This window comes from Bartonella alsatica, assembly GCF_013388295.1.
In the GTDB taxonomy this organism is placed as follows: domain Bacteria; phylum Pseudomonadota; class Alphaproteobacteria; order Rhizobiales; family Rhizobiaceae; genus Bartonella; species Bartonella alsatica.
In genome coordinates, this window is the sequence record NZ_CP058235.1 from 1,371,705 (window position 1) to 1,391,516 (window position 19,812).

The 19,812-nt window shown below is 37.1% G+C and carries 16 protein-coding genes; 10 read left to right on the forward strand and 6 right to left on the reverse strand.

The genetic code is table 11. From position 1 onward, the window contains the following. Positions 1-5: 5 nt before the first annotated feature. From ribB to HWV54_RS05640, 5 genes are all read left to right on the forward strand, one after another. On the forward strand, positions 6-1,109 hold the full coding sequence (gene ribB, locus HWV54_RS05620) for a 3,4-dihydroxy-2-butanone-4-phosphate synthase (protein WP_005865865.1): 1,104 nt from the start codon (positions 6-8) through the stop codon (positions 1,107-1,109). A gap of 7 nt (positions 1,110-1,116) precedes the next feature. Next, complete coding sequence (locus HWV54_RS05625; RefSeq protein WP_005865863.1) at positions 1,117-1,371, forward strand: exodeoxyribonuclease VII small subunit; 255 nt, start codon at positions 1,117-1,119, stop codon at positions 1,369-1,371. A 234-nt stretch (positions 1,372-1,605) separates the two neighbouring features. Next, complete coding sequence (gene dxs, locus HWV54_RS05630; RefSeq protein WP_005865861.1) at positions 1,606-3,528, forward strand: 1-deoxy-D-xylulose-5-phosphate synthase; 1,923 nt, start codon at positions 1,606-1,608, stop codon at positions 3,526-3,528. Between the two features lies 1 nt (position 3,529). Further along, a complete protein-coding gene (locus HWV54_RS05635) occupies positions 3,530-4,276 on the forward strand; it encodes a TlyA family RNA methyltransferase (RefSeq protein ID WP_005865859.1) in 747 nt (248 codons plus the stop codon). Further along, positions 4,273-5,526, forward strand: a complete 1,254-nt coding sequence (locus tag HWV54_RS05640; RefSeq protein ID WP_005865858.1) for a class I SAM-dependent RNA methyltransferase — start codon at positions 4,273-4,275, stop codon at positions 5,524-5,526. The genes HWV54_RS05635 and HWV54_RS05640 overlap by 4 nt, the downstream gene beginning before the upstream one ends. Positions 5,527-5,588: 62 nt before the next feature. On the opposite strand, the gene tldD is transcribed toward HWV54_RS05640, so the two are convergent. Continuing rightward, positions 5,589-7,007: a metalloprotease TldD gene (gene tldD / locus HWV54_RS05645; protein ID WP_005865856.1), complete on the reverse strand. Its 1,419-nt coding sequence runs from the start codon at positions 7,005-7,007 to the stop codon at positions 5,589-5,591. 104 nt (positions 7,008-7,111) lie between these two features. Then, positions 7,112-7,690: an invasion associated locus B family protein gene (locus HWV54_RS05650; protein WP_005865854.1), complete on the reverse strand. Its 579-nt coding sequence runs from the start codon at positions 7,688-7,690 to the stop codon at positions 7,112-7,114. Positions 7,691-8,050: 360 nt separating this feature from the next. On the opposite strand from HWV54_RS05650, the gene cyoE reads away from it, so the two are divergent. The 4 genes from cyoE (at position 8,051) to rnhA (ending at position 11,677) form a co-directional block, all read left to right on the forward strand. Beyond that, positions 8,051-8,986, forward strand: a complete 936-nt coding sequence (gene cyoE / locus HWV54_RS05655) for a heme o synthase (RefSeq protein ID WP_005865852.1) — start codon at positions 8,051-8,053, stop codon at positions 8,984-8,986. Between the two features lie 203 nt (positions 8,987-9,189). Then, positions 9,190-10,221, forward strand: a complete 1,032-nt coding sequence (gene ispH / locus HWV54_RS05660; protein WP_005865851.1) for a 4-hydroxy-3-methylbut-2-enyl diphosphate reductase — start codon at positions 9,190-9,192, stop codon at positions 10,219-10,221. Between the two features lie 23 nt (positions 10,222-10,244). Continuing rightward, positions 10,245-11,204, forward strand: coding sequence for a homoserine kinase (locus HWV54_RS05665; RefSeq protein ID WP_005865849.1), 960 nt, complete (start codon positions 10,245-10,247; stop codon positions 11,202-11,204). Between the two features lie 5 nt (positions 11,205-11,209). Next, the gene (gene rnhA, locus HWV54_RS05670) at positions 11,210-11,677 is read left to right on the forward strand and encodes a ribonuclease HI (RefSeq protein WP_005865847.1); all 468 of its coding nucleotides are present in this window, start codon (positions 11,210-11,212) and stop codon (positions 11,675-11,677) included. Between the two features lie 28 nt (positions 11,678-11,705). On the opposite strand, the gene HWV54_RS05675 is transcribed toward rnhA, so the two are convergent. Then, positions 11,706-12,584, reverse strand: a complete 879-nt coding sequence (locus tag HWV54_RS05675) for a protein-disulfide reductase DsbD domain-containing protein (protein WP_005865845.1) — start codon at positions 12,582-12,584, stop codon at positions 11,706-11,708. Positions 12,585-12,655: 71 nt separating this feature from the next. On the opposite strand from HWV54_RS05675, the gene HWV54_RS05680 reads away from it, so the two are divergent. Further along, complete coding sequence (locus tag HWV54_RS05680; RefSeq protein WP_005865843.1) at positions 12,656-13,240, forward strand: YqgE/AlgH family protein; 585 nt, start codon at positions 12,656-12,658, stop codon at positions 13,238-13,240. 48 nt (positions 13,241-13,288) lie between these two features. Here the strand turns inward: HWV54_RS05680 and HWV54_RS05685 are convergent, their stop codons facing one another. From HWV54_RS05685 to thrC, 3 genes are all read right to left on the reverse strand, one after another. Further along, complete coding sequence (locus tag HWV54_RS05685; RefSeq protein ID WP_005865841.1) at positions 13,289-16,174, reverse strand: EAL domain-containing protein; 2,886 nt, start codon at positions 16,172-16,174, stop codon at positions 13,289-13,291. Between the two features lie 447 nt (positions 16,175-16,621). After that, positions 16,622-17,896 carry a M16 family metallopeptidase gene (locus HWV54_RS05690; RefSeq protein WP_005865839.1) on the reverse strand — a complete coding sequence of 425 codons (1,275 nt, stop codon included), beginning with the start codon at positions 17,894-17,896 and terminating at the stop codon, positions 16,622-16,624. Positions 17,897-17,979: 83 nt separating this feature from the next. Continuing rightward, positions 17,980-19,377, reverse strand: a complete 1,398-nt coding sequence (thrC, locus tag HWV54_RS05695) for a threonine synthase (RefSeq protein ID WP_005865838.1) — start codon at positions 19,375-19,377, stop codon at positions 17,980-17,982. Positions 19,378-19,812: the final 435 nt, after the last annotated feature.

The following is a 19,812-nucleotide window of genomic DNA, read 5'->3' on the forward strand; positions in this document are numbered from 1 at the left end:
GAATAATGGCGTATGATGAAAAAAAAATTGTTTCTGCACTTCGAGCTTTTGAACGCGGTGAAATTGTTGTGGTTACCGATGATAACGACCGTGAAAATGAAGGTGATTTAACTATTGCTGCAGCTCATTGTACAGAAGAAAAGATGGCATTTATCATTCGTCATACAACAGGTATTGTTTGTGCTCCTATGCCAAAAGAAGAAGCGCAACGGTTTAATCTTGTTCCTATGGTATCAGATAATAACTCTGTGCATCGTACCCAATTTACTGTTACTGTTGATTTTAAACATGGCATAACAACGGGAATTTCAGCCTATGACCGAACTTTAGCAGTGCGTAATCTTGCTAATTCCAATGCTGGTCCGAATGATTTTGTACGTCCCGGTCATATTTTTCCTTTGATTGCGCATGAGGGAGGGGTCTTTATGCGTTCAGGTCATACGGAGGCAGCTGTTGATTTATGTAAATTAACTGGTTTGCCGCCAGTTGGTGTTATTGGTGAGCTGGTCAATGATGATGGGAGTATTAAACACGGAGATGAAATTACAAAGTTTGCACAAGATAATCGATTGCATATAATAACGGTTGCAGATTTGATTGCTTATCGGCAACGTAAGGAAATATTGATCAAGCATGTTGGAGAAATGCATATTCAAACATCAATAGGATCGGCCATTGTTCAAAGTTATCAACTTCCTTGGGAAACCATTCAACATGTTGCAATCATTTTTGGTGATATCTGTAATGGTAAAAATATTCCTATATATTTGCATCGTGAAAACATTTTGAACGATATTTTTGGTCAATCAGATATTACAACTATCATACAGCGTATGATGGAAAAAGAAAAACGTGGTGTTTTTGTTTATTTGCGTAAAGGATCTGTTGGTGTACTATCATCTGTTGGTATGCAGGGGATGGGGAGAGAAAATTCAGAAAACCATATGCAGGCAATTGAACGCGAAGAAGAATGGCACCAAATTGGTTTAGGGTCACAGATTTTGAGACATTTAGGAATTAGCTCTGTTATTATTTATGCTCCTAAAGAGTATCATTATAAAGATTTAGAAAGTTTTGGAATTCGTATATCCAGAACAGATATTTTGTGAGGATTACATGAAACAAGAAATAGAAAAGGGAGATATTACAGCATTAAGTTTTGAAGAAGCGCTTAAGCAACTTGAAGTGATTGTTGAAAATTTAGAACGTGGGGATATTCCTTTAGAACAGTCAATTGATATTTATGAGCGTGGTGAATCTCTTAAAAAATATTGTGAGAAGCTTTTGAAAGCGGCTGAAGCTAAAGTTGAGAAAATTCAGCTTTCAGAGGGAGGTTCTCCAGAAAGTGTAAAGCCGCTTGATTCTGAATAATATTGAGTAATTTAGAATATTTATTGCAGAGCAGGAGATGCTAGTAATTTAGTTTAAGGGAATGCGTTTTATCGGTTTTTTTAATGAAATAAATAAGTAAATGGGAAAAACTATACATCGCACCAATAGAAGACGTTTTCCAGTAAAAATATATAAAGCTGTAAACGGAAGAAGGGAGGAAGTATATTCTTACCATTTCGTTCTCCTGATGAGATAATATTTAAGGAGTTTTTTTTGTCTCAGGTGTTGACGCCATTACTTGATCGTATTTTTTTACCACATGATTTGCGGGCATTGCCTGAATCTGATTTGGTAAGGTTAGCTGCTGAGTTGCGAACAGAAACAATTGATGCAGTTTCCGTAACAGGTGGTCATCTTGGTGCTGGGCTTGGTGTTGTTGAGCTCACTGTTGCGTTGCATTATGTTTTTAATACACCTGAGGATAGGATTATTTGGGATGTTGGTCACCAAGCTTACCCACATAAAATTTTAACGGGGCGTAGAGATCAAATACGCACATTGCGTCAAGAAGGCGGTTTATCAGGTTTTACGAAGCGTTCAGAAAGTGTGTATGATCCATTTGGTGCGGGTCATTCTTCTACTTCTATTTCAGCTGGTCTTGGCATGGCAGTGGCAAGTGCTTTGAAACAGGAGGAAAGGCGGAACATCATTGCTGTAATTGGTGATGGTGCTATGTCTGCTGGTATGGCTTATGAAGCGATGAATAATGCTGGTGCTTTAGATGCACGTTTGATTATTGTTCTTAATGATAACGATATGTCTATTGCCCCACCTACAGGTGCTATGAGTGCACATCTTGCACGATTGGTTTCTCGACCCGCTTACCGTAGTTTGCGCGAAAGGGTAAAGGTACTAAGCAAAAAATTGCCCAAGTTTTTTTTAGAGAAAGCACGTCGTTCAGAGGAATTTGCACGTGGTCTTTTGGTTGGAGGAACCTTGTTTGAAGAGCTTGGTTTTTACTATGTTGGACCCATAGATGGCCATAACTTAAGACATTTATTGCCTGTTTTAAAAAATGTTCGTGAATATCCAAGTGGCCCCGTTTTGGTACATGTAGTTACACATAAGGGCAAGGGATATGCACCTGCGGAAGCATCCTCTGATAAATATCATGGTGTTAATCGTTTTGATATTATAACAGGTCAACAGGTTAAAGCGCCAAGCAATGCTCTTCCCTACACTAAGGTATTTTCTAAGGCTTTAATAGAAGAAGCTGTGCATGATGATAAGATTGTCAGTATAACGGCCGCAATGCCTACAGGGACAGGCCTTGATGCTTTCGCTGAAAAATTTCCTGAAAGAATGTTTGATGTTGGTATAGCGGAGCAACATGCAGTAACTTTTGCTGCTGGCATTGCTTGTGAAGGATATAAGCCTTTTGTTGCAATTTATTCTACTTTTTTACAGCGCGCTTATGATCAGATTATTCATGATGTATCGATTCAGAGATTACCTGTGCGTTTTGCGATTGATCGAGCAGGCTTTGTAGGTGCAGATGGTGCGACGCATGCTGGCAGTTTTGATATTGTTTTTTTGTCTACTCTTCCTGAATTTGTTGTTATGGCACCTTCTGATGAAGTCGAACTGATGCATATGGTACGTACTGCTGCAGCTTATGATCAGGGACCGGTTTCTTTTCGTTATCCGCGTGGTGAAGGTGTTGGCATGGATTTACCGCAGCGTGGTGAGTTATTAGAGATTGGAAAAGGACGTATTTTGCGTGAGGGAAACAGAATCGCTTTGGTTTGTTTTGGAACGCGGATGTCAGAAGTGTTGGTGGCGGCTGATGCATTGGGAGCAGAAGGATTGTCTACGACGGTTGTAGATGCACGGTTTGCGAAGCCTTTGGATAAGGATTTGATGCGTCGTTTAGCACGTGAGCATGAAGTATTAATAACAATTGAAGAAGGCGCAATAGGCGGATTTGGTGCGCACTTATTACAATTTTTAGCACAAGAAGGGCTTTTAGAACATGGTTTGAAAGTTCGCACATTAAAATTTCCTGATGAATATTTAAATCATGGTCTACCAGAGAAAGTTCTTTCACGTATAGGGCTTGATGCTGTTGGCATTGTCAATACGGTTTTTACTGCTTTAGGACGCAAGATTAGAACAGTACAGAAAATTCGAGTATGAGATGGCCATAAAAAAAAGGCTTGATGTTCTTTTAGTTGAGAAAAACTTTTTTACAACTCGCTCACGAGCACGTGATGCTATTATGCGTCAAACCATTAAAGTTAATGGCAAAATAATTTTAAAGGCTGGACAAATCATTTTTGATGATGCAGAAATTGTAGTTTGTGATCCAGCACAGAATTATGTTTCACGTGCAGCGTTAAAATTGATCAGTGCACTTGATGCATTTCCGATTGTAACGAATAAAGTGACTGCTATTGATATCGGTGCATCGACAGGTGGTTTTACACAAGTTCTCTTAGAACGTGGTGTGGCTCATGTTATTGCTGTTGATGTTGGTCATAATCAATTGGATGCGCGTTTATCTGACAACAGTGCGATAACCTTATTAGAAGGCTTAAATGTTAGAGATTTAAAACAGGAACATTTAGGCGGGCGGAAAATTGACCTTATTGTCTTAGATGTCAGCTTTATTTCTCTTAAACTTGCATTACCTCCTATTTTGTCTTTAGCTAAAAAGGGAGCACAGGCCGTTTTATTGATAAAACCTCAATTTGAGGTTGGCCGTCAACAACTTGGTAAGGGGGGGATAATAAAAGATCCAGCAATAGCTAAAGAAACTGCTGAACGACTTTTTTATTGGCTGAACACGCAAAAAGGATGGAGTGCAAAAGGTTTGCTTCCCTCACCTATTGCAGGTGGTGATGGTAATTTGGAATATTTGTTATTCGGAGAAAAGCAAGAGTGAATGATAACGTCATAATCGACCATATTGGAGCAAATGGTCATGGTGTCATCAAAACATTGCATGGCTTGGTTTATGTTCCTTTTACTTTACCAGGAGAATGTGCCGAAATCGCCGTTCATAGAAAATACGCTACACTCGTAGCATTAAAGAAAAAATCCCCAGAACGCATTCAGCCTCTTTGCCAGCATTTTGGAGAATGTGGCGGATGTACACTTCAGCATTGGCGTGCCGATGCTTATCGCGTGTGGAAGAGACAACTGGTTGTTGATGCGCTGAAAGAATGTGGTCTTGATGTTGTTGTTTCGCCTTTAATCAGGTGTAAACCCTATAGCCGTCGACGAATTACTCTAACAGCATCTATAACACCACAAGGCTATAGAATAGGTTTTAATCGTCATCTTTCTCATGAAATTGTAGCTCTTGAGGAATGTCCAGTGAGCTGTCCAGAAATTATATCTAAATTAGATGATATTAGGAAATTGTGCGCTTTTCTGAGCAATTATGCCAAACGATTTCACATTACGATAACATACGTTGCAAATGGTTTAGATGTCGCTGTAAGCGGTTGTATTATACGCCATGAGCCTATTCGTCAGAAAATAGTTCATATGGCGCTTGCATGTGGAATTACACGTTTATCTGTTGAAGGTGAAGTTTTGGTTGAACGAGAAAAGCCATTGATTTACTTCGGGGATGTTTGTGTTGAATTTCCCACTGGAGGTTTTCTCCAAGCAACTTTTGAAGCAGAAAATATCATGGGCAAAATTATTTTGACTCATTTAAGAAAAGCAAAGAATGCTCTTGATTTGTTTTCAGGAATAGGAACATTTACCTTACGTATGGCTAAAAAGATGAATGTTCATGCGGTAGAGAATGATGGTGCGGCGTTAGCGAATTTAGATTTAGCAGCACGTTTTGCGACTGGTTTAAAAACAGTAACTTGTGAAAAACGGGATCTTTTCCGTCGTCCACTTTCTGTGAAGGAACTTGAGTGTTTTGAATGTGTTGTTTTTGATCCGCCACGTGCTGGTGCCGAAGAACAAGTACGTGAATTGGCTAAGACAACAATACCCCGTATAGTTTCAATTTCATGTAATCCTATTACATTTGCTCGTGATTTATCTCTACTTGTTGCAGGTGGCTATACAGTAGAACAAATCATACCGATTGATCAGTTTTTATGGTCACCACATGTTGAAATTATCGCATTTTTAAGTAAGCGCAAAGCAAAAGCGAGCTGGAAACTCTAGCCGAAATTGAAAATTTTTCAAATTCCGTTGAGAATTTTTTAGTTAAATTAAATTGGTATATTTCACGAAAGTGCTGTTCCACCAATTGTCATATTATTAATTCGCAAATGAGGTTGTCCGACGCCAACAGGAACATTTTGTCCGGCTTTTCCACACATACCGACACCATTATCAAGTTTGCTATCATTACCAATCATTGTGATACGTTTCATAGCATCTGGCCCGTTTCCAATAAGAGTTGCCCCTTTGATTGGTGTTATAATTTTGCCATTTTCTACTCGATAGGCTTCAGTACATTCAAAAACAAATTTCCCAGAAGTAATATCAACTTGTCCTCCACCAAATGAAACAGCATAGATACCATTTTTTAGTGAAAAGAGAATTTCTTCAGGCGTTTTATCTCCTCCTAGCATTATCGTATTTGTCATCCTTGGCATTGGTACATGTGCATAGGATTCACGGCGTCCATTTCCAGTTGGATTAACACCCATAAGCCGAGCATTGAGTCTATCTTGCATAAAGCCAACGAGTTTGCCATCTTCAATAAGAATATTATACCCTGAAGGGGTTCCTTCATCATCAACAGTGAGTGAACCACGGCACTGAGGAATTGTACCATCATCAACAATTGTAACACCTTTTGCGGCAACTTGTTGACCAAAAAGTTCAGAAAACACAGAGGTTTTTTTACGATTAAAGTCTCCTTCCAGACCATGGCCTACAGCTTCATGAAGCATAACACCAGGCCATCCATTAGCTAAGACCACATCAAATGTTCCTGCAGGTGCTGCTTCTGCCTCTAAGTTTATGAGAGCCATACGCAAAGCTTCATCAGCAGCTTTTTTCCAATTTTCTTCACTGATGAATTGGCTAAATGCTTGTCGTCCACCACATCCGTAGAAGCCATTTTCACGCCGATTACCTTCAGCAGCAACCACAGATATAGAAAGTCGTACAAGAGGACGTATATCACGAACCAGATATCCGTCTGCCCGTAAAATTTCAACATGCTGTAGTGAACCAGAGAGAGAAACAGTAACTTGATGCAATTTATCATTTTTTGCCCGTAAATAGGCATCAATTTTTTGCAAGAGTGCACTTTTTTCTTCAAATGACGGGTCATCAAGAGGGTTATGTGGTTGATAAAGCCTTTTGTTTGTTTTTTGAGGTGCTGCGCTATAAGGCCCTGAATGATTATTATATATAACGGTTTTCGCTGCTTCACTAGCGCGTTTGAGCGCTGCAGCCGATAATTCACTAGAATGCGCATATCCAGTAGCTTCACCAGAAACAACGCGTAGACCAAATCCCATATTTTGATGAAATGAACCATTTTTAAGTTGTCCATTATCAAATAAAAGGGCTTCACTTTCTGTATATTCGAGGTAAAGTTCACCATCATCAGCATTGCGAAGAGATTCTTGTACAAGTGATTGCACTTTAGAAGAAGAAATATCGAAATAGTCAATTAGAGATTTCATAGTGGCTATCCTATTTTATTATGTTTGCAAGATTTCTACTTGTTTTGTGCGAAAAGCTAACAAACGAACTCTGAGATGCTTTGATTGGTGAAGGCATAATCATATTATGTTGGTAAAGTTGCATAGGCATCACTAAGTCCCTGGAGATCAATAAGGCCTCCAATTCCTTGCTCGGGAGTTGTGAAGATGAAATAGGTTGCTCTTTTACCTTTTAAAAACAGTTGTAGTATATCTTCTTTAAGAAGAGCTTCAGCAACACAATTATCACCAAGACAGCGACGATATTCCATTTTTCCCATATCTTTATCATCAATTTTTAGTCCAACACCAAAACGTAATTCAACACGAATCGGAACGAAAACGCGCATCAAAGCCCCTTGATTTTTAGGGAGTTTATAAAACGTAACACGAAAGGTAATGTCATGGCGATTTTGTGTGTGTATGTTTTGTACAACTTCACATTGTATATTAGGCGTACCTGGTGGTAAAGAACAGACTTTTGTCCATGCTCCATAGGTTTGTGGGGCAGGGACATTTTGTGTATTAAACGTTTGTGCATTCGCGTAGTTGATAGAAATATTATAAAGTGTGTAAATAATAACACCAGAAAAAAAAGTTTTTTTTAGCAATTTATAAAGTATCACAGAAAGCCCTAATCCAATTACTGCTACACTATTATGCATAGAGTTACATAAAAAATAAATTTTCGAACTGAATATAACACAAAACTAGTATCTACCAAAACATATTAGTCTATATACACGAAAGAAAAGAAAGATTAAAAAAAACAGTAGCTTGTAAAAGAAAAATCTTTTAACATTGTTTTATAATGTTTGCGGGAACAGGTTTTATTTTTATGATACATTTTTAAATGGATGTAAGAAAAAATGTATTTTTATTGCAAATGCTTCTATCTGTTTCTAATAAATATGTATAAAAGAGATATCCTATATAAAAGTACTCATATTATTTAGCTATTCGTATATGCTAGACAATATTTGTTTGTTTGTGTGTGACAGAGATGGAAGAGGTCTTTAAAAAGAATGTCTGTTTCAGAAGAATTACCAACTGACAATGGTAAATTGCTCTCACCAAAATCGAGTATTTATGATTATATTACGTTATTGAAACCACGGGTTATGTCACTTGTTGTGTTTACAGCTCTAGTTGGATTGCTCGTATCACCTGTCTCTATAAATCCGTTTTATGGTTTTTTGGCGATCTTGTGTATTGCTGGGGGCGGAGGGGGTGCGGGGGCACTTAATATGTGGTATGATGCTGACATTGATGCAGTGATGGAACGTACCAAAAAACGCCCCATTCCTAATGGTAAAATAAGTGCCAAGAAGGCGTTTCTTTTTGGTATAGTTCTTTCTACACTTTCGGTATTAATTATGGGGGGGAGCACTAATTGGTTTGCAGCACTTCTTCTTGCATTTACAATCTTCTTTTATATTGTTGTCTATACAATTTGGTTAAAGCGTATAACGCCCCAAAATATCGTTATTGGTGGTGCAGCTGGAGCTTTCCCACCTATGATTGGATGGGCTGCAGCAACGGGTACAGTGAATATTGAGAGCTTTTTATTATTTTTAATCATTTTTATGTGGACTCCACCACATTTTTGGTCTCTTTCCTTGTTTTCAGCTCTTGATTATGAAACAGCAGGTATTCCTATGATGCCTAATGTAAGAGGTGAGCGTTCAACAAAAGCACAGATTTTATTTTATACTATTCTTATGGCAATATGCGCTTCTGGACCTTTTATTACTGGTTTCGCAGGAGTTTCCTATGGTATTTTCTCGACAATTTTGAGTATTATCTTTATTTATTTTGCTTATCGTTTATGGAAATCCGATACGTATGACGCAACTATTTTGATGGCAAAAAAAACGTTTTTCTTTTCATTATTTTATTTAGCTACTATATTCGGAGTTCTTTTAATTGAATCTCTAGTTTGGAGTTTTGTAATTTCTTAAGTTTGATGCAGTCAGGTAGCAAAAATTAGTATTAATAAGATACAATAATAATTTAAGAAACGTTGGAATGCTGTTTCATATAGTTATATAGAAGGTAATGTCTCGGAATTTTTTGTCCTGCCTATCTACTGTATTGTCTACGTAATGTATAGCAATAGTATGTTAAGATATGTAATAAAAGCTATAGATATTAGGGATAATTTATGTCTGTACTTCCTCCTTTAACAATGCGTCTTTGTACTCCGCGTGGGTTTTGTGCAGGGGTTGATCGCGCTATTCAAATTGTCCTTCTTGCATTAAAAAAATATGGGGCTCCAATCTATGTTCGTCATGAGATTGTGCACAATCGTTATGTAGTTGAGGGATTGCAGCAGCGTGGGGCTGTTTTTGTTGAAGAACTAGATGAGATCCCAGAGGAAGGCCGTAGCCAACCTGTGGTGTTTTCTGCCCATGGGGTGCCAAAAACCGTACAAGAAGAGGCCCGTCAATATAATTTGTTTTATCTTGATGCCACATGTCCATTGGTTTCTAAGGTTCATAAACAGGCGATACGGCATCAGCGGCATGGCCGTCATGTTATATTGATTGGTCATTCTGGCCATCCTGAGGTGATAGGAACGATGGGACAACTTGAAAAAGGGGCTGTTACGTTAATTGAGACGGTAAAGGATGCTTTATGTTATCAACCAGATGATCCACAAAAATTGGGTTTTGTCACGCAAACAACACTTTCTGTTGAAGATACAGCGGAAATTCTTGACGTCTTGCAACGACGTTTTCCTATGTTGGAACCACCTGCTGCTGAATCAATTTGCTATGCTACCACGAATCGGCAAGAAGCTGTTAAAATGGCAGCATTAGGAAGTGATTTATTTTTAATTGTTGGTGCACCAAATTCTTCTAATTCACAGCGTTTAGTAGAGGTTGCTGAGAAATTTGGTGCGCGGCAGGCTCTTTTAGTGCAAAGTGTTAACGAAATTAATTTTGATCATCTTGGATCTCTTTCCGTCGTAAGTCTTTCAGCAGGAGCTTCTGCTCCTGAAATTATTGTTGATGAAATTATTTCAGCTTTTTGTAAGCGTTATGTCGTTAAAATAGAATTAACTGGAACTGCAGTAGAAACGGAAACATTTTTAGTTAATCGCGAATTGCGTGATGTCATTTTAATCCCTCAAGATATGGCTTTTGTTAATGGTCGAGCTGAAACGCTAAAAAACGAAAAACAAGATATATAAATGTCTACAACGAAAGCAGACTAATGGCGGTTTATACAAATATTCATCCAAATGATTTGAAAATATTTTTGACATGTTATTCAATAGGTTCACTTCTATCCTATCAAGGTATAACGGAGGGTACCGAAAATTCTAATTTTATACTATATACAACAAAAGGAAGATTTATTTTGACGCTTTATGAGAAGCGTGTTTTAAGAGACGATTTGCCTTTTTTTTGTAGCCTTATGCAACATCTAGGGCAGCGTGGAATTCTTTGTCCTCAACCAGTAATTCAAAATGATGGAACGATGATCGGTGAATTAGCAGGGCGTCCTGCTGCTATTATTACTTTTCTTGAAGGGAAGTTGGTCCATCATCCTCATGTATATCATTGCTGTGAAGTGGGTAATAGTTTAGCACAACTGCATTTAGCAGGACAGGACTTTTCGCTTCGTCGTAGGAATACTCTTTCTCTCGTAGATTGGAAACCGTTGTGGGAACACTGCCAAATGAGAAAAAATCCATTGTTGGAAGAATTTGGGCCAAAAATTGATACGGAATTGACTTTTTTAGAAGAAAATTGGCCATCTAATTTGCCAACAGGCATTATTCATGCTGATTTATTTAATGATAATGTATTTTTTTTAAACCATCGTCTTTCTGGTATTATAGATTTCTATTTTGCTTGTAATGATTTTTATGCTTATGATTTAGCTATCTGCTTGAATGCATGGTGTTTTGAAAATCATTATTCCTATAATTTGAGCAAAGCACGTGGGCTATTAGAAAGTTATCAAAAAATAAGGCCTTTGATGTCTTTAGAAGTGGACGCAATTATTTTGTTGACACGTGGAGCAGCTTTGCGTTTTTTACTCACACGCCTTTATGATTGGTTTAATATACCGCCCGGTAGTTTTGTAGTTAAGAAAGATCCGTGGGAATATTGGCACAAGCTTTGTTTTTTCAGTAATGTAGGTTCACTGAGTGAATTAGGTTTTTGAATTTTATGTTAAATCAACAGAAAAACGTAGAAATTTATACAGATGGTGCTTGCTCAGGTAATCCTGGAGTAGGAGGCTGGGGAGCAATTTTACGCTGGAATGATCATGAACGGGAGCTTTATGGTGGAGAAGTGCAAACAACCAACAATCAAATGGAACTGATGGCAGCGATTTGTGCATTGAAAGCACTTAAAGAATCTTGTTATGTTGATCTTTATACGGACTCAGTTTATGTGCGCAACGGTATATCTGTATGGCTTGAAGGATGGAAGAAGAATAATTGGCGTACTGTATCAAAAAAAACTGTTAAAAATAGAGAGTTATGGCAAGTGCTTGAGGATGTTTGTTCTCGTCATACTGTCAGGTGGCACTGGGTAAAAGGCCATGCTGGCCATCCAGATAATGAACGTGCAGACGCGCTTGCACGTAAAGCAATTACCGAATATCGAGAAAATGGATACTTTTTGGCATAATCATTATCTAGGAAAGCTTTCTCTTTTATCACGGAATAACAGTAGGATTTGATTGCGTCTGGAGTGTAAATGTTCCACTTAAGGCACGATCTTTAAAGGAAATTGTATAAAAAATTTTTTGGTTTGTTTCCTCTGGTATGAAATAGATGGGGGCGCTAAAAAGTGTATACTCACCGTTATCACTTATTTTTTTTGCTGGTCCAATTTGCATTTCTCCTCCATCTAAAAAGAGAGAGGTCGGTATAATTTTATTGTTATTTTGTATTTTGATGAAGAGGGTATTTTTATCTTTTTCAGTGCTTATTTTGAATGTATGATCGGTTGTGCGGGGTAAAGCATTTTGAGCCTTCTTTAGCAATGATGAAGGGAGGCGTTTGTTCTTTTGAATGGTTGAAGAAAAATTGAAGTTAACAGTAAATGGAAGACAAATTTTATTACATAATCCAAGAGTTAAAGAACCAGTTAAATTGCTGTTAGCATCGGAGATGGTAAAAGGCAATAAAACTTTATTTTTATAACCTATTGACCAGTCATTTTCTGTTTCATAAAGTTGTGGTGTAGGATAAAATATTTCATAAGAAACTTTTTGCTTGAAATTAAAAAATGGTGCCATACCTGAATTGCCTGGATTACGCCAGTAGGTTTTCCATCCAGGTTTAAGCATAACTTCAATAATACCGTTTCTGATTCCAGAAAAGGATGGGTGGGTGATAGCTAATCTAATGCGGCCACCATCTGATTCATACCAGGGTGTTGCAAAAAGATATGATTTTTGTTCTGTTTGAGCGCTTACAGAGAAGTTAAGTAATCCTAAAACTGCGAATATTAATTTTATAGTAATTAAAAGCTTTTTATGAAAGAAAATTGAAATACTTTGTAAATTTATAAATATTTGAATTTTTTTCATTGGAGCTTTATTTTCTTGTTGTATGAATTGAATTGAGTTTTAACATGTAAATTATGGAGAGTAACAGATTGATGAAGCAGTGTAATGGCTTTTTAGGTGGACAGTTGCTTATAGCAATGCCTGGAATGAATGACAAACGCTTTATTCGTTCTGTTATTTATGTTTGTGCACATTCTGATGCTGGTGCTATGGGGATTATTCTTAATCAATTACACCATATTGATTTTCCTGAGCTTTTGCTACATCTTGGGGTAATAGACAGTGCTCAAAAAAAGCATCTTTCTGAACCGATAAAAAATTTTCCCGTACGCTATGGTGGCCCTGTTGATCCTTCCCGTGGTTTTGTGCTTCATTCGGATGATTATACTTGTGAAGAAACTGTTCTTGTTGCAGATAAGATATGCTTTACTGCGACTATTGATATATTAAAAGCGATCAGTTGCGAAAAAGGCCCTCAACATGCGTTAGTAGCATTAGGTTATGCTGGTTGGAAAGCGGGACAGCTTGAAGCAGAAATTTCTAGAAATGGTTGGTTAATCAGCTCTACATCGCCTAATTTTCTTTTTGAAAACAATTTAAATTGCAAGTATAATGAAAGTTTGATTCGCATGGGAATTAATCCGACTTGTCTTGTTTCTGAAATGGGTCATGCGTAGAGGGTTTTACTATTTCACGAGTTTTGTATTAAACTGTATCCTACTCATCTATGTTTTGATTTTATAAGAGAAATGATTTTGAATGAGAGTAATTAATTCTTCGATAGCAATAGGCTTAGTGACAAGTGTGCTTTGAACATATTTACAGCCTTCTTGGCGTAGGAAGATCGCTTCTTTTTCATTTTCAACACCTTCTGCGATGATTTGCAAGTTAAGATCAGTTGCTATATTAATAATGGATTTGAGAACAAGTTTTTTCTTAGGTGAATCGATAGAGATAAGTGAACGGTCCAATTTAACCATATCAAATGGATAACGGACGAGATAGGCAAGTGATGAATAACCTGTTCCAAAATTATCCAATGCGAGATTCATTCCTAGAGCTTTAATTTGTTCAAGAAAGTGCGCCGATTGTTCAGGATTTTTTCTTAAGACAAACTCAGATATTTCTATCATCAAGCCTCCTTTATTGAGTGGGTGACGGAGCAAAGCGGAGCGCAATTGACTTATAAAGCGAGGATGAACCATTTCCGTGCTTGGTAAATTGATTGAAATAAAAAAAGATTGTTGAAAGAATTTGTCTTGTATATTTGTAAGATCAATAACAGCATTATCGATAATAAATTGTGCCAAATCCATAACGATTTGTTCGTTTTCTACGATCTTGATAAAATCAGAGACATTTAAATTTCCATAATTTGGAGAATGCCATTCTACAATTGTTTCAAAACCAATAATGAGTCCATCAGATAAATTGAGAATAGGATGATAGAGGATTTTTATTTCATTACGTTTTATAGCATGATGAATATCTTGCACCATGGCGTTATGTTCGAGGCCTAACGTGCGAAAATTAGGACGAAAAGGTTCAATATGGTTACCCCCCATTTGTTTTGCACGGATCATCGCTAATTCACTATCATTTAAGATATCTTTGGCAGTCGATCTACTTTCATTCCACGTGACCAGTCCAATGGATGTTGAAAGCGTTATTTTTTTTTCTGTAAGTGAAATGGGGGCTGAGATTGTTTTATGTAGATGATCTGCAAATGCTGCAATTTTTTGTGGTTCGGTTTCGCTGAGTAAAATGATTGCAAAACGATCTGCGGAAAGACGTGACAAAGTATCTTGAAAGTTAATAAGACGACTCAAACGGCGCGCTATAATGAGCAGTACAGTATCACCGACAGCTATTCCTAATTTGCGATTAATTTGACGGAAATTGTCAAAGTCAATCATAAAGACGGTTGGTCTAATTTTGATATTTGCTTTAGCTAAAGAGGTATAGTTTTGTAGCCTGTCGAAAAAAATTTGTTGGTTAGGCAGTCCCGTTAAGCTGTCGTAAATTGCATCATGCAATAAGCGTTCTTCGGCTTTTTTATGGTTAGTAATATTGACAATGGTCCCAATGACACGCGTAATTTTTCCATCTTTTTGCATAGCTGGACGTGCACGGAGAGAAAACCAATGATAATAGCCACCACCGAAAGAAAGTCGAAAAATTTGATCAATGCGTCCCTTTTTATTTTTAAGAATAATATCTAATATAGCCTGAAAACGCTCACGGTCATCATGGTGTAAAGCTGAAATCCAGTTGCGCATAGTTCCATTAAGTTTGTGGGTGCCAGAACCAAAGAGGGTTGCCATGTCTGGGTGAACAATAATACGATCACGTTCAACATTCCAATCCCAGATAATATTTCCAGCTCCTTTTGCCGCCAACACTTGTTGTTCGAGGTCCGAAAATATTCCTTCATGGAAAGCATCATTGGAAAAAGTTTGTTGCATGACAGTAAAGCTAATGAGAAGAACAATGAGTACTAATCCCCCTGCTAAAGCCGGTTGTATAATATCATTATCTAAATGACCCGCTATGCAAGCATAAGCTCCAAAGCACCAAAAACTAATAAGCAACCATGTTGGAATAAGCATGATTGCACGGTCATAGTTTCTGATCGAAAAATAGCTAATTAAAAGTACACCAATTGCAGCGGTGAGTCCAAATGACAAACGAGCAATTCCAGCTGCTCTGGTTGGATCATAAATAGCAAATGCTCCCAAACCACAAAGAGCTATAGTCCACGCAATTGCACCATAACTGAAATGATAGTGCCAGCGATTAAGACATAGATAAGTGAAGAGAAAAATGAAAAGTGTAGCAGCCAGACCTACTTCTGTTCCAGCACGCCAAATCGGTTGCGTTGTAAATGTAACTGCAAAAAATTTATTTAGAAAGTTGAAGTCGATGCCAATATAAAAAAGAACCGCCCAAGCAATAGCAGCTGTTGCAGGAAAGAGACCTGTTCCACGAACAACGAAGAGTACAGTTAATAAGAGTGCTAAAAGACCTGATATACCAAGAAGAATACCATGATAAAGCGTATAAGAATTGATTGCATCCTTATAGGCTTCAGGTTGCCATAAATAGATTTGCGGTAAATTTGCAGAGTTAAGCTCGGCAACAAATGTAACGACGGTCCCAGGGTTTAGTGTAATTCGAAAAATATCTGAGTTTGTACTAGCTTGACGATCAAGAGAAAAACCTTCGCTTGGAGTGATGGATTGAATCCGCGGTGATCCAAGGTCAGGCCACAGAAAGCCTGAATGAGCCATACGATAATGGGGAGCAACGATAAGCCGGTCAATTTGTTCATCTGTTGGATTTGCAAGAGAAAATACTGCCCAGTTACCAGAAAAATTTTCACTTTTTGCCTGAACCTCAATGCGCCATACAATTCCATCTGGTCCTGGTGCTGTACTTGTTTGAAAGATAGAGCTATTTGTATGGTGTATTTCGATTGCTTTTGAGAGGTCAAGAGCAGCATCTTGAGAAGAAATTTTAACTGGCTCAATTGCCAGTGCTGATGTAAAGTGTACAAAAGAGCTGATTATTACAAAAAAAATGATATCAATTATTTTACGCAAACTCTTCACAATGTTTTACTCTCAATATTTTAGGATATTTAATTTAAATTTAGATTCTCGAGAAAATATGTTTACCTTTTACAATTTATTTCACATAAAGCAGCTGTCATTTTCTTTTGAAAAATCACAAAATTTTACATGAAGATAGATCAGATATCTGTTTACCTCAGTAGGGTTTAAAATTATGGAACTTTATTTTTAGAGAGAAAAATTAAACCATTAGTTTTCAGATTTCACGTATACCTTCATTTATCAAACTCTTTATCACATGGAGCGTAAATTGGGTAGTTTTGTACACCTCTTTGATGAATATTCCCCAAACTTATTCAGTAAAAGGGATTTTTGTAATGACTTTTATAATAAAACATATGCATGTTATTATTATCCATTGTTTTTAAAAGCACTTTTAGATATCTCAAATATCTCCTAAAGCGTTTAGAAAAACTGTATTAAATTTTACTTTATATTGTATGAAAGAGTTGATGTTAAATCATCAAAATTCATGAGAGGGCCAACAGGACCGACAGCTGCTAATGTCGGTATAGAGTTGATGAAAAGACGATTAGCAAGATCAGTTAATCTTTGGGTGGTAATAAGCTCTAAGCGTTCAATTGTTTCAGATATTGGAATTGGTCGACCATAAAGAAGTATTTGGCGGGCAATAAGTTGCGCCTGACTAGACGGACTTTCTCGTGATATTGTGAGGTTAGCACGATATTGTGCTTGTGCTCGTTGAAGTTCAGTAGCATGAATATTTTTGCTTACCTTAGAGAGTTCATCAAGAATCACGGGAAGCAACTCCTTTAGTCTCTCTTGTCCTGTAGCGGCGTGAATGCCAAAAAGCCCAGTATCTGAAAAGCCCCAATGAAAAGCATAAATAGAATAACATAATCCACGTTTTTCTCTTACTTCTTGGAAAAGACGTGATGACATGCCTCCACCAAGAATAATTGAAAGAATTTGGGCAGCATAAAAGTCACGTGCATGATAAGCGCGTCCCTCAAAACCAAGAACAATTTGTGTGTCCATTAAATCACGATATTCACGAAAATCACCACCGACATAATTCGCGAGGTTGGTAAGAGGAGCTATTGAGTGGGAACGAAAAGTGCTAAAACGGCTTTCAACTTCTTGCAGGAAATTTTCATGTTCTACAGCTCCTGCTGCAACTACGATCATACGGTCTGCACTATATTGTTTATTCATGAAATTATGGAGATCAGCAGATGTAAAAGATTGGATTGTTTTGGGTGTGCCTAAAATAGAGCGACCAAGGGGCTGATGACGAAAGGCTGTCTCAGTAAAGTGATCAAAAACAATATCATCAGGAATATCACGAGCGGCACCAATTTCCTGAAAAATGACTTGTTTTTCTCGTTCTAATTCATCTTCATCAAATTTTGAAAACATCAAAATATCGGCTAGAATATCAATAACAAGCGGGATATCATTTTTGAGCACACGCGCAAAATAGGCAGTTGTTTCAGTACTGGTGGTTGCATTGATTTCACCGCCAACATCTTCAATATCAGTTGCTATCTGACGAGCTGTGCGGTTTTCAGTTCCTTTGAAAGCCATATGTTCGAGGAGATGAGCGATACCATGTTGTGTCAAAGTTTCATTGCGTGAGCCTACTTTAACCCATATTCCAAGCGCTACACTATCAATTTGTTGCATTGTATATGTGGCGATAGTCAAACCGTTACTTAGGCGACTGATATCTACACCCATGTGTTTACGACTCCGTTAAACAAGCCAAATACCTTTTTGTAAAGGCATTGGAATATTTATGATTTAAATCAATGCATCTAAACTTAATAAGATGCATGTGATTTTGAAGAAATATAATTTTTTACTATTTTTTCATCATTAGCAAGAGTTGTAAAGCACTCTTCATGTTCCATCAATCCATCCAAGCAAGAAGTCCATGGTGGATCAATACCACAGGCATTTTGGATTGCATCAGGAAATTTAGCGGGATGAGCAGTGGCAAGAATAATCATTGGAATATGCGGTTTTTTATATTCACGAGCTACTTTAAGTGCAACAGCTGTATGTGGATCAGCGAGATAGCCACTTTCTTTATAAACGTTTTCAATTGTTTGTGCTGTTTCAGCTATATTACTTTTTCCAGCGCAAAACAGAGAACGAATATTTTTGAGTTGTTTTTCATCAAGATTAAAACATCCTGTTTGTTTCAAGTTTTCCATCGCATTACGAATCCATACTGGATCACGATTACTACTTTCAAACAATAAGCGTTCAAAATTAGAAGAGATTTGAATATCCATAGAAGGTGATGTTGTATAGGTTATAGGTCGTGTTTTGTAAATACCACTGTTTAATGTACGTACGAGGATATCATTATCATTTGTTGCAATAACCAATTGTGCAATGGGTAATCCCATCCGGGCAGCGACATAGCCCGCAAAAATATCACCGAAATTTCCAGTAGGAACAGTAAATGAGACAGATCGATCAGGAGCGCCTAGGGAAAGAGCAGATGAAAAATAATAAACAATTTGCGTCATAATACGCGCCCAGTTTATAGAGTTAATTCCTGAAAGTACTCTTTTTTGACGAAAATTATAGTCATTAAATATTGCTTTAACGAGCGCTTGGCAATCATCAAAATTTCCTTCAATAGCTATAGCATGAACATTATCATTTTGATTGGTGGTCATTTGTCGTTGCTGAATAGGTGACACGCGTTCTTTAGGAAACAAAATAAAAACATCTGAATTTTTCCTTCCAGCAAAGGCTTGTATCGCAGCACCACCTGTATCACCTGAAGTAGCACCAATAATTGTTGCCCGTTTATTTTGTTTAATTAAAATATAATCTATCAACCTAGAAAGAAACTGCATTGCAATATCTTTAAATGCCAAGGTAGGACCATGAAAAAGTTCAAGGATAAACTCATCTGGACCAATTTGTAGTAACGGGCAGATTGCTGGATGACGAAAGGTAGCGTAAGATTCTGCAATCATCTTCTCAAAGGATAGGTATTCGATTTCATTGTTCACAAAGGGCCAAAGAATGGTTTTAGCAATTGTCTCGTAAGATTGTCCACGGAGAGTTCGTAATGTATCAGGTGATAATTGAGGAAATTTTTCTGGAATGTAAAGACCGCCATCACTGGCAAGACCAGTCATAACCGTTTCTATAAAACCTAGAATAGGGGCCTTACCTCTTGTGCTGATATATTTCATAGATCTTTTCTTTCATTTATTTTCGGTAAACTGATGAAGTGTTATGTTTAATGTTTTTAATAATATTAAATTATTAAGTGAATGGAAGTTTATTTGCTTGTGCTTATAGATAATCAAAAAACGATGGAATGAGGCTTATCATGTGCGGTAATATAACACATTAAATATTCAAAAAAAGTTTTGTTTATGGATAATGACTTAACTTTATTATTTATCAGCTTATTTTATAATTTTGTTACTTTATTCACTTGTTTATATATTTTGATCGATATGCAGGATGTTGTTTCTCAAAAAGATCTTTTTGTAAGAAACTCAATTACTGGTACCTGTTTTTTGCTATTATATGATCAAATACTAATATTACAATTAGTCGTTTCAGAATAGATTCTATGCTTCATATTAGAGGATTTATCAGATAGTTTTATGATATTGTGT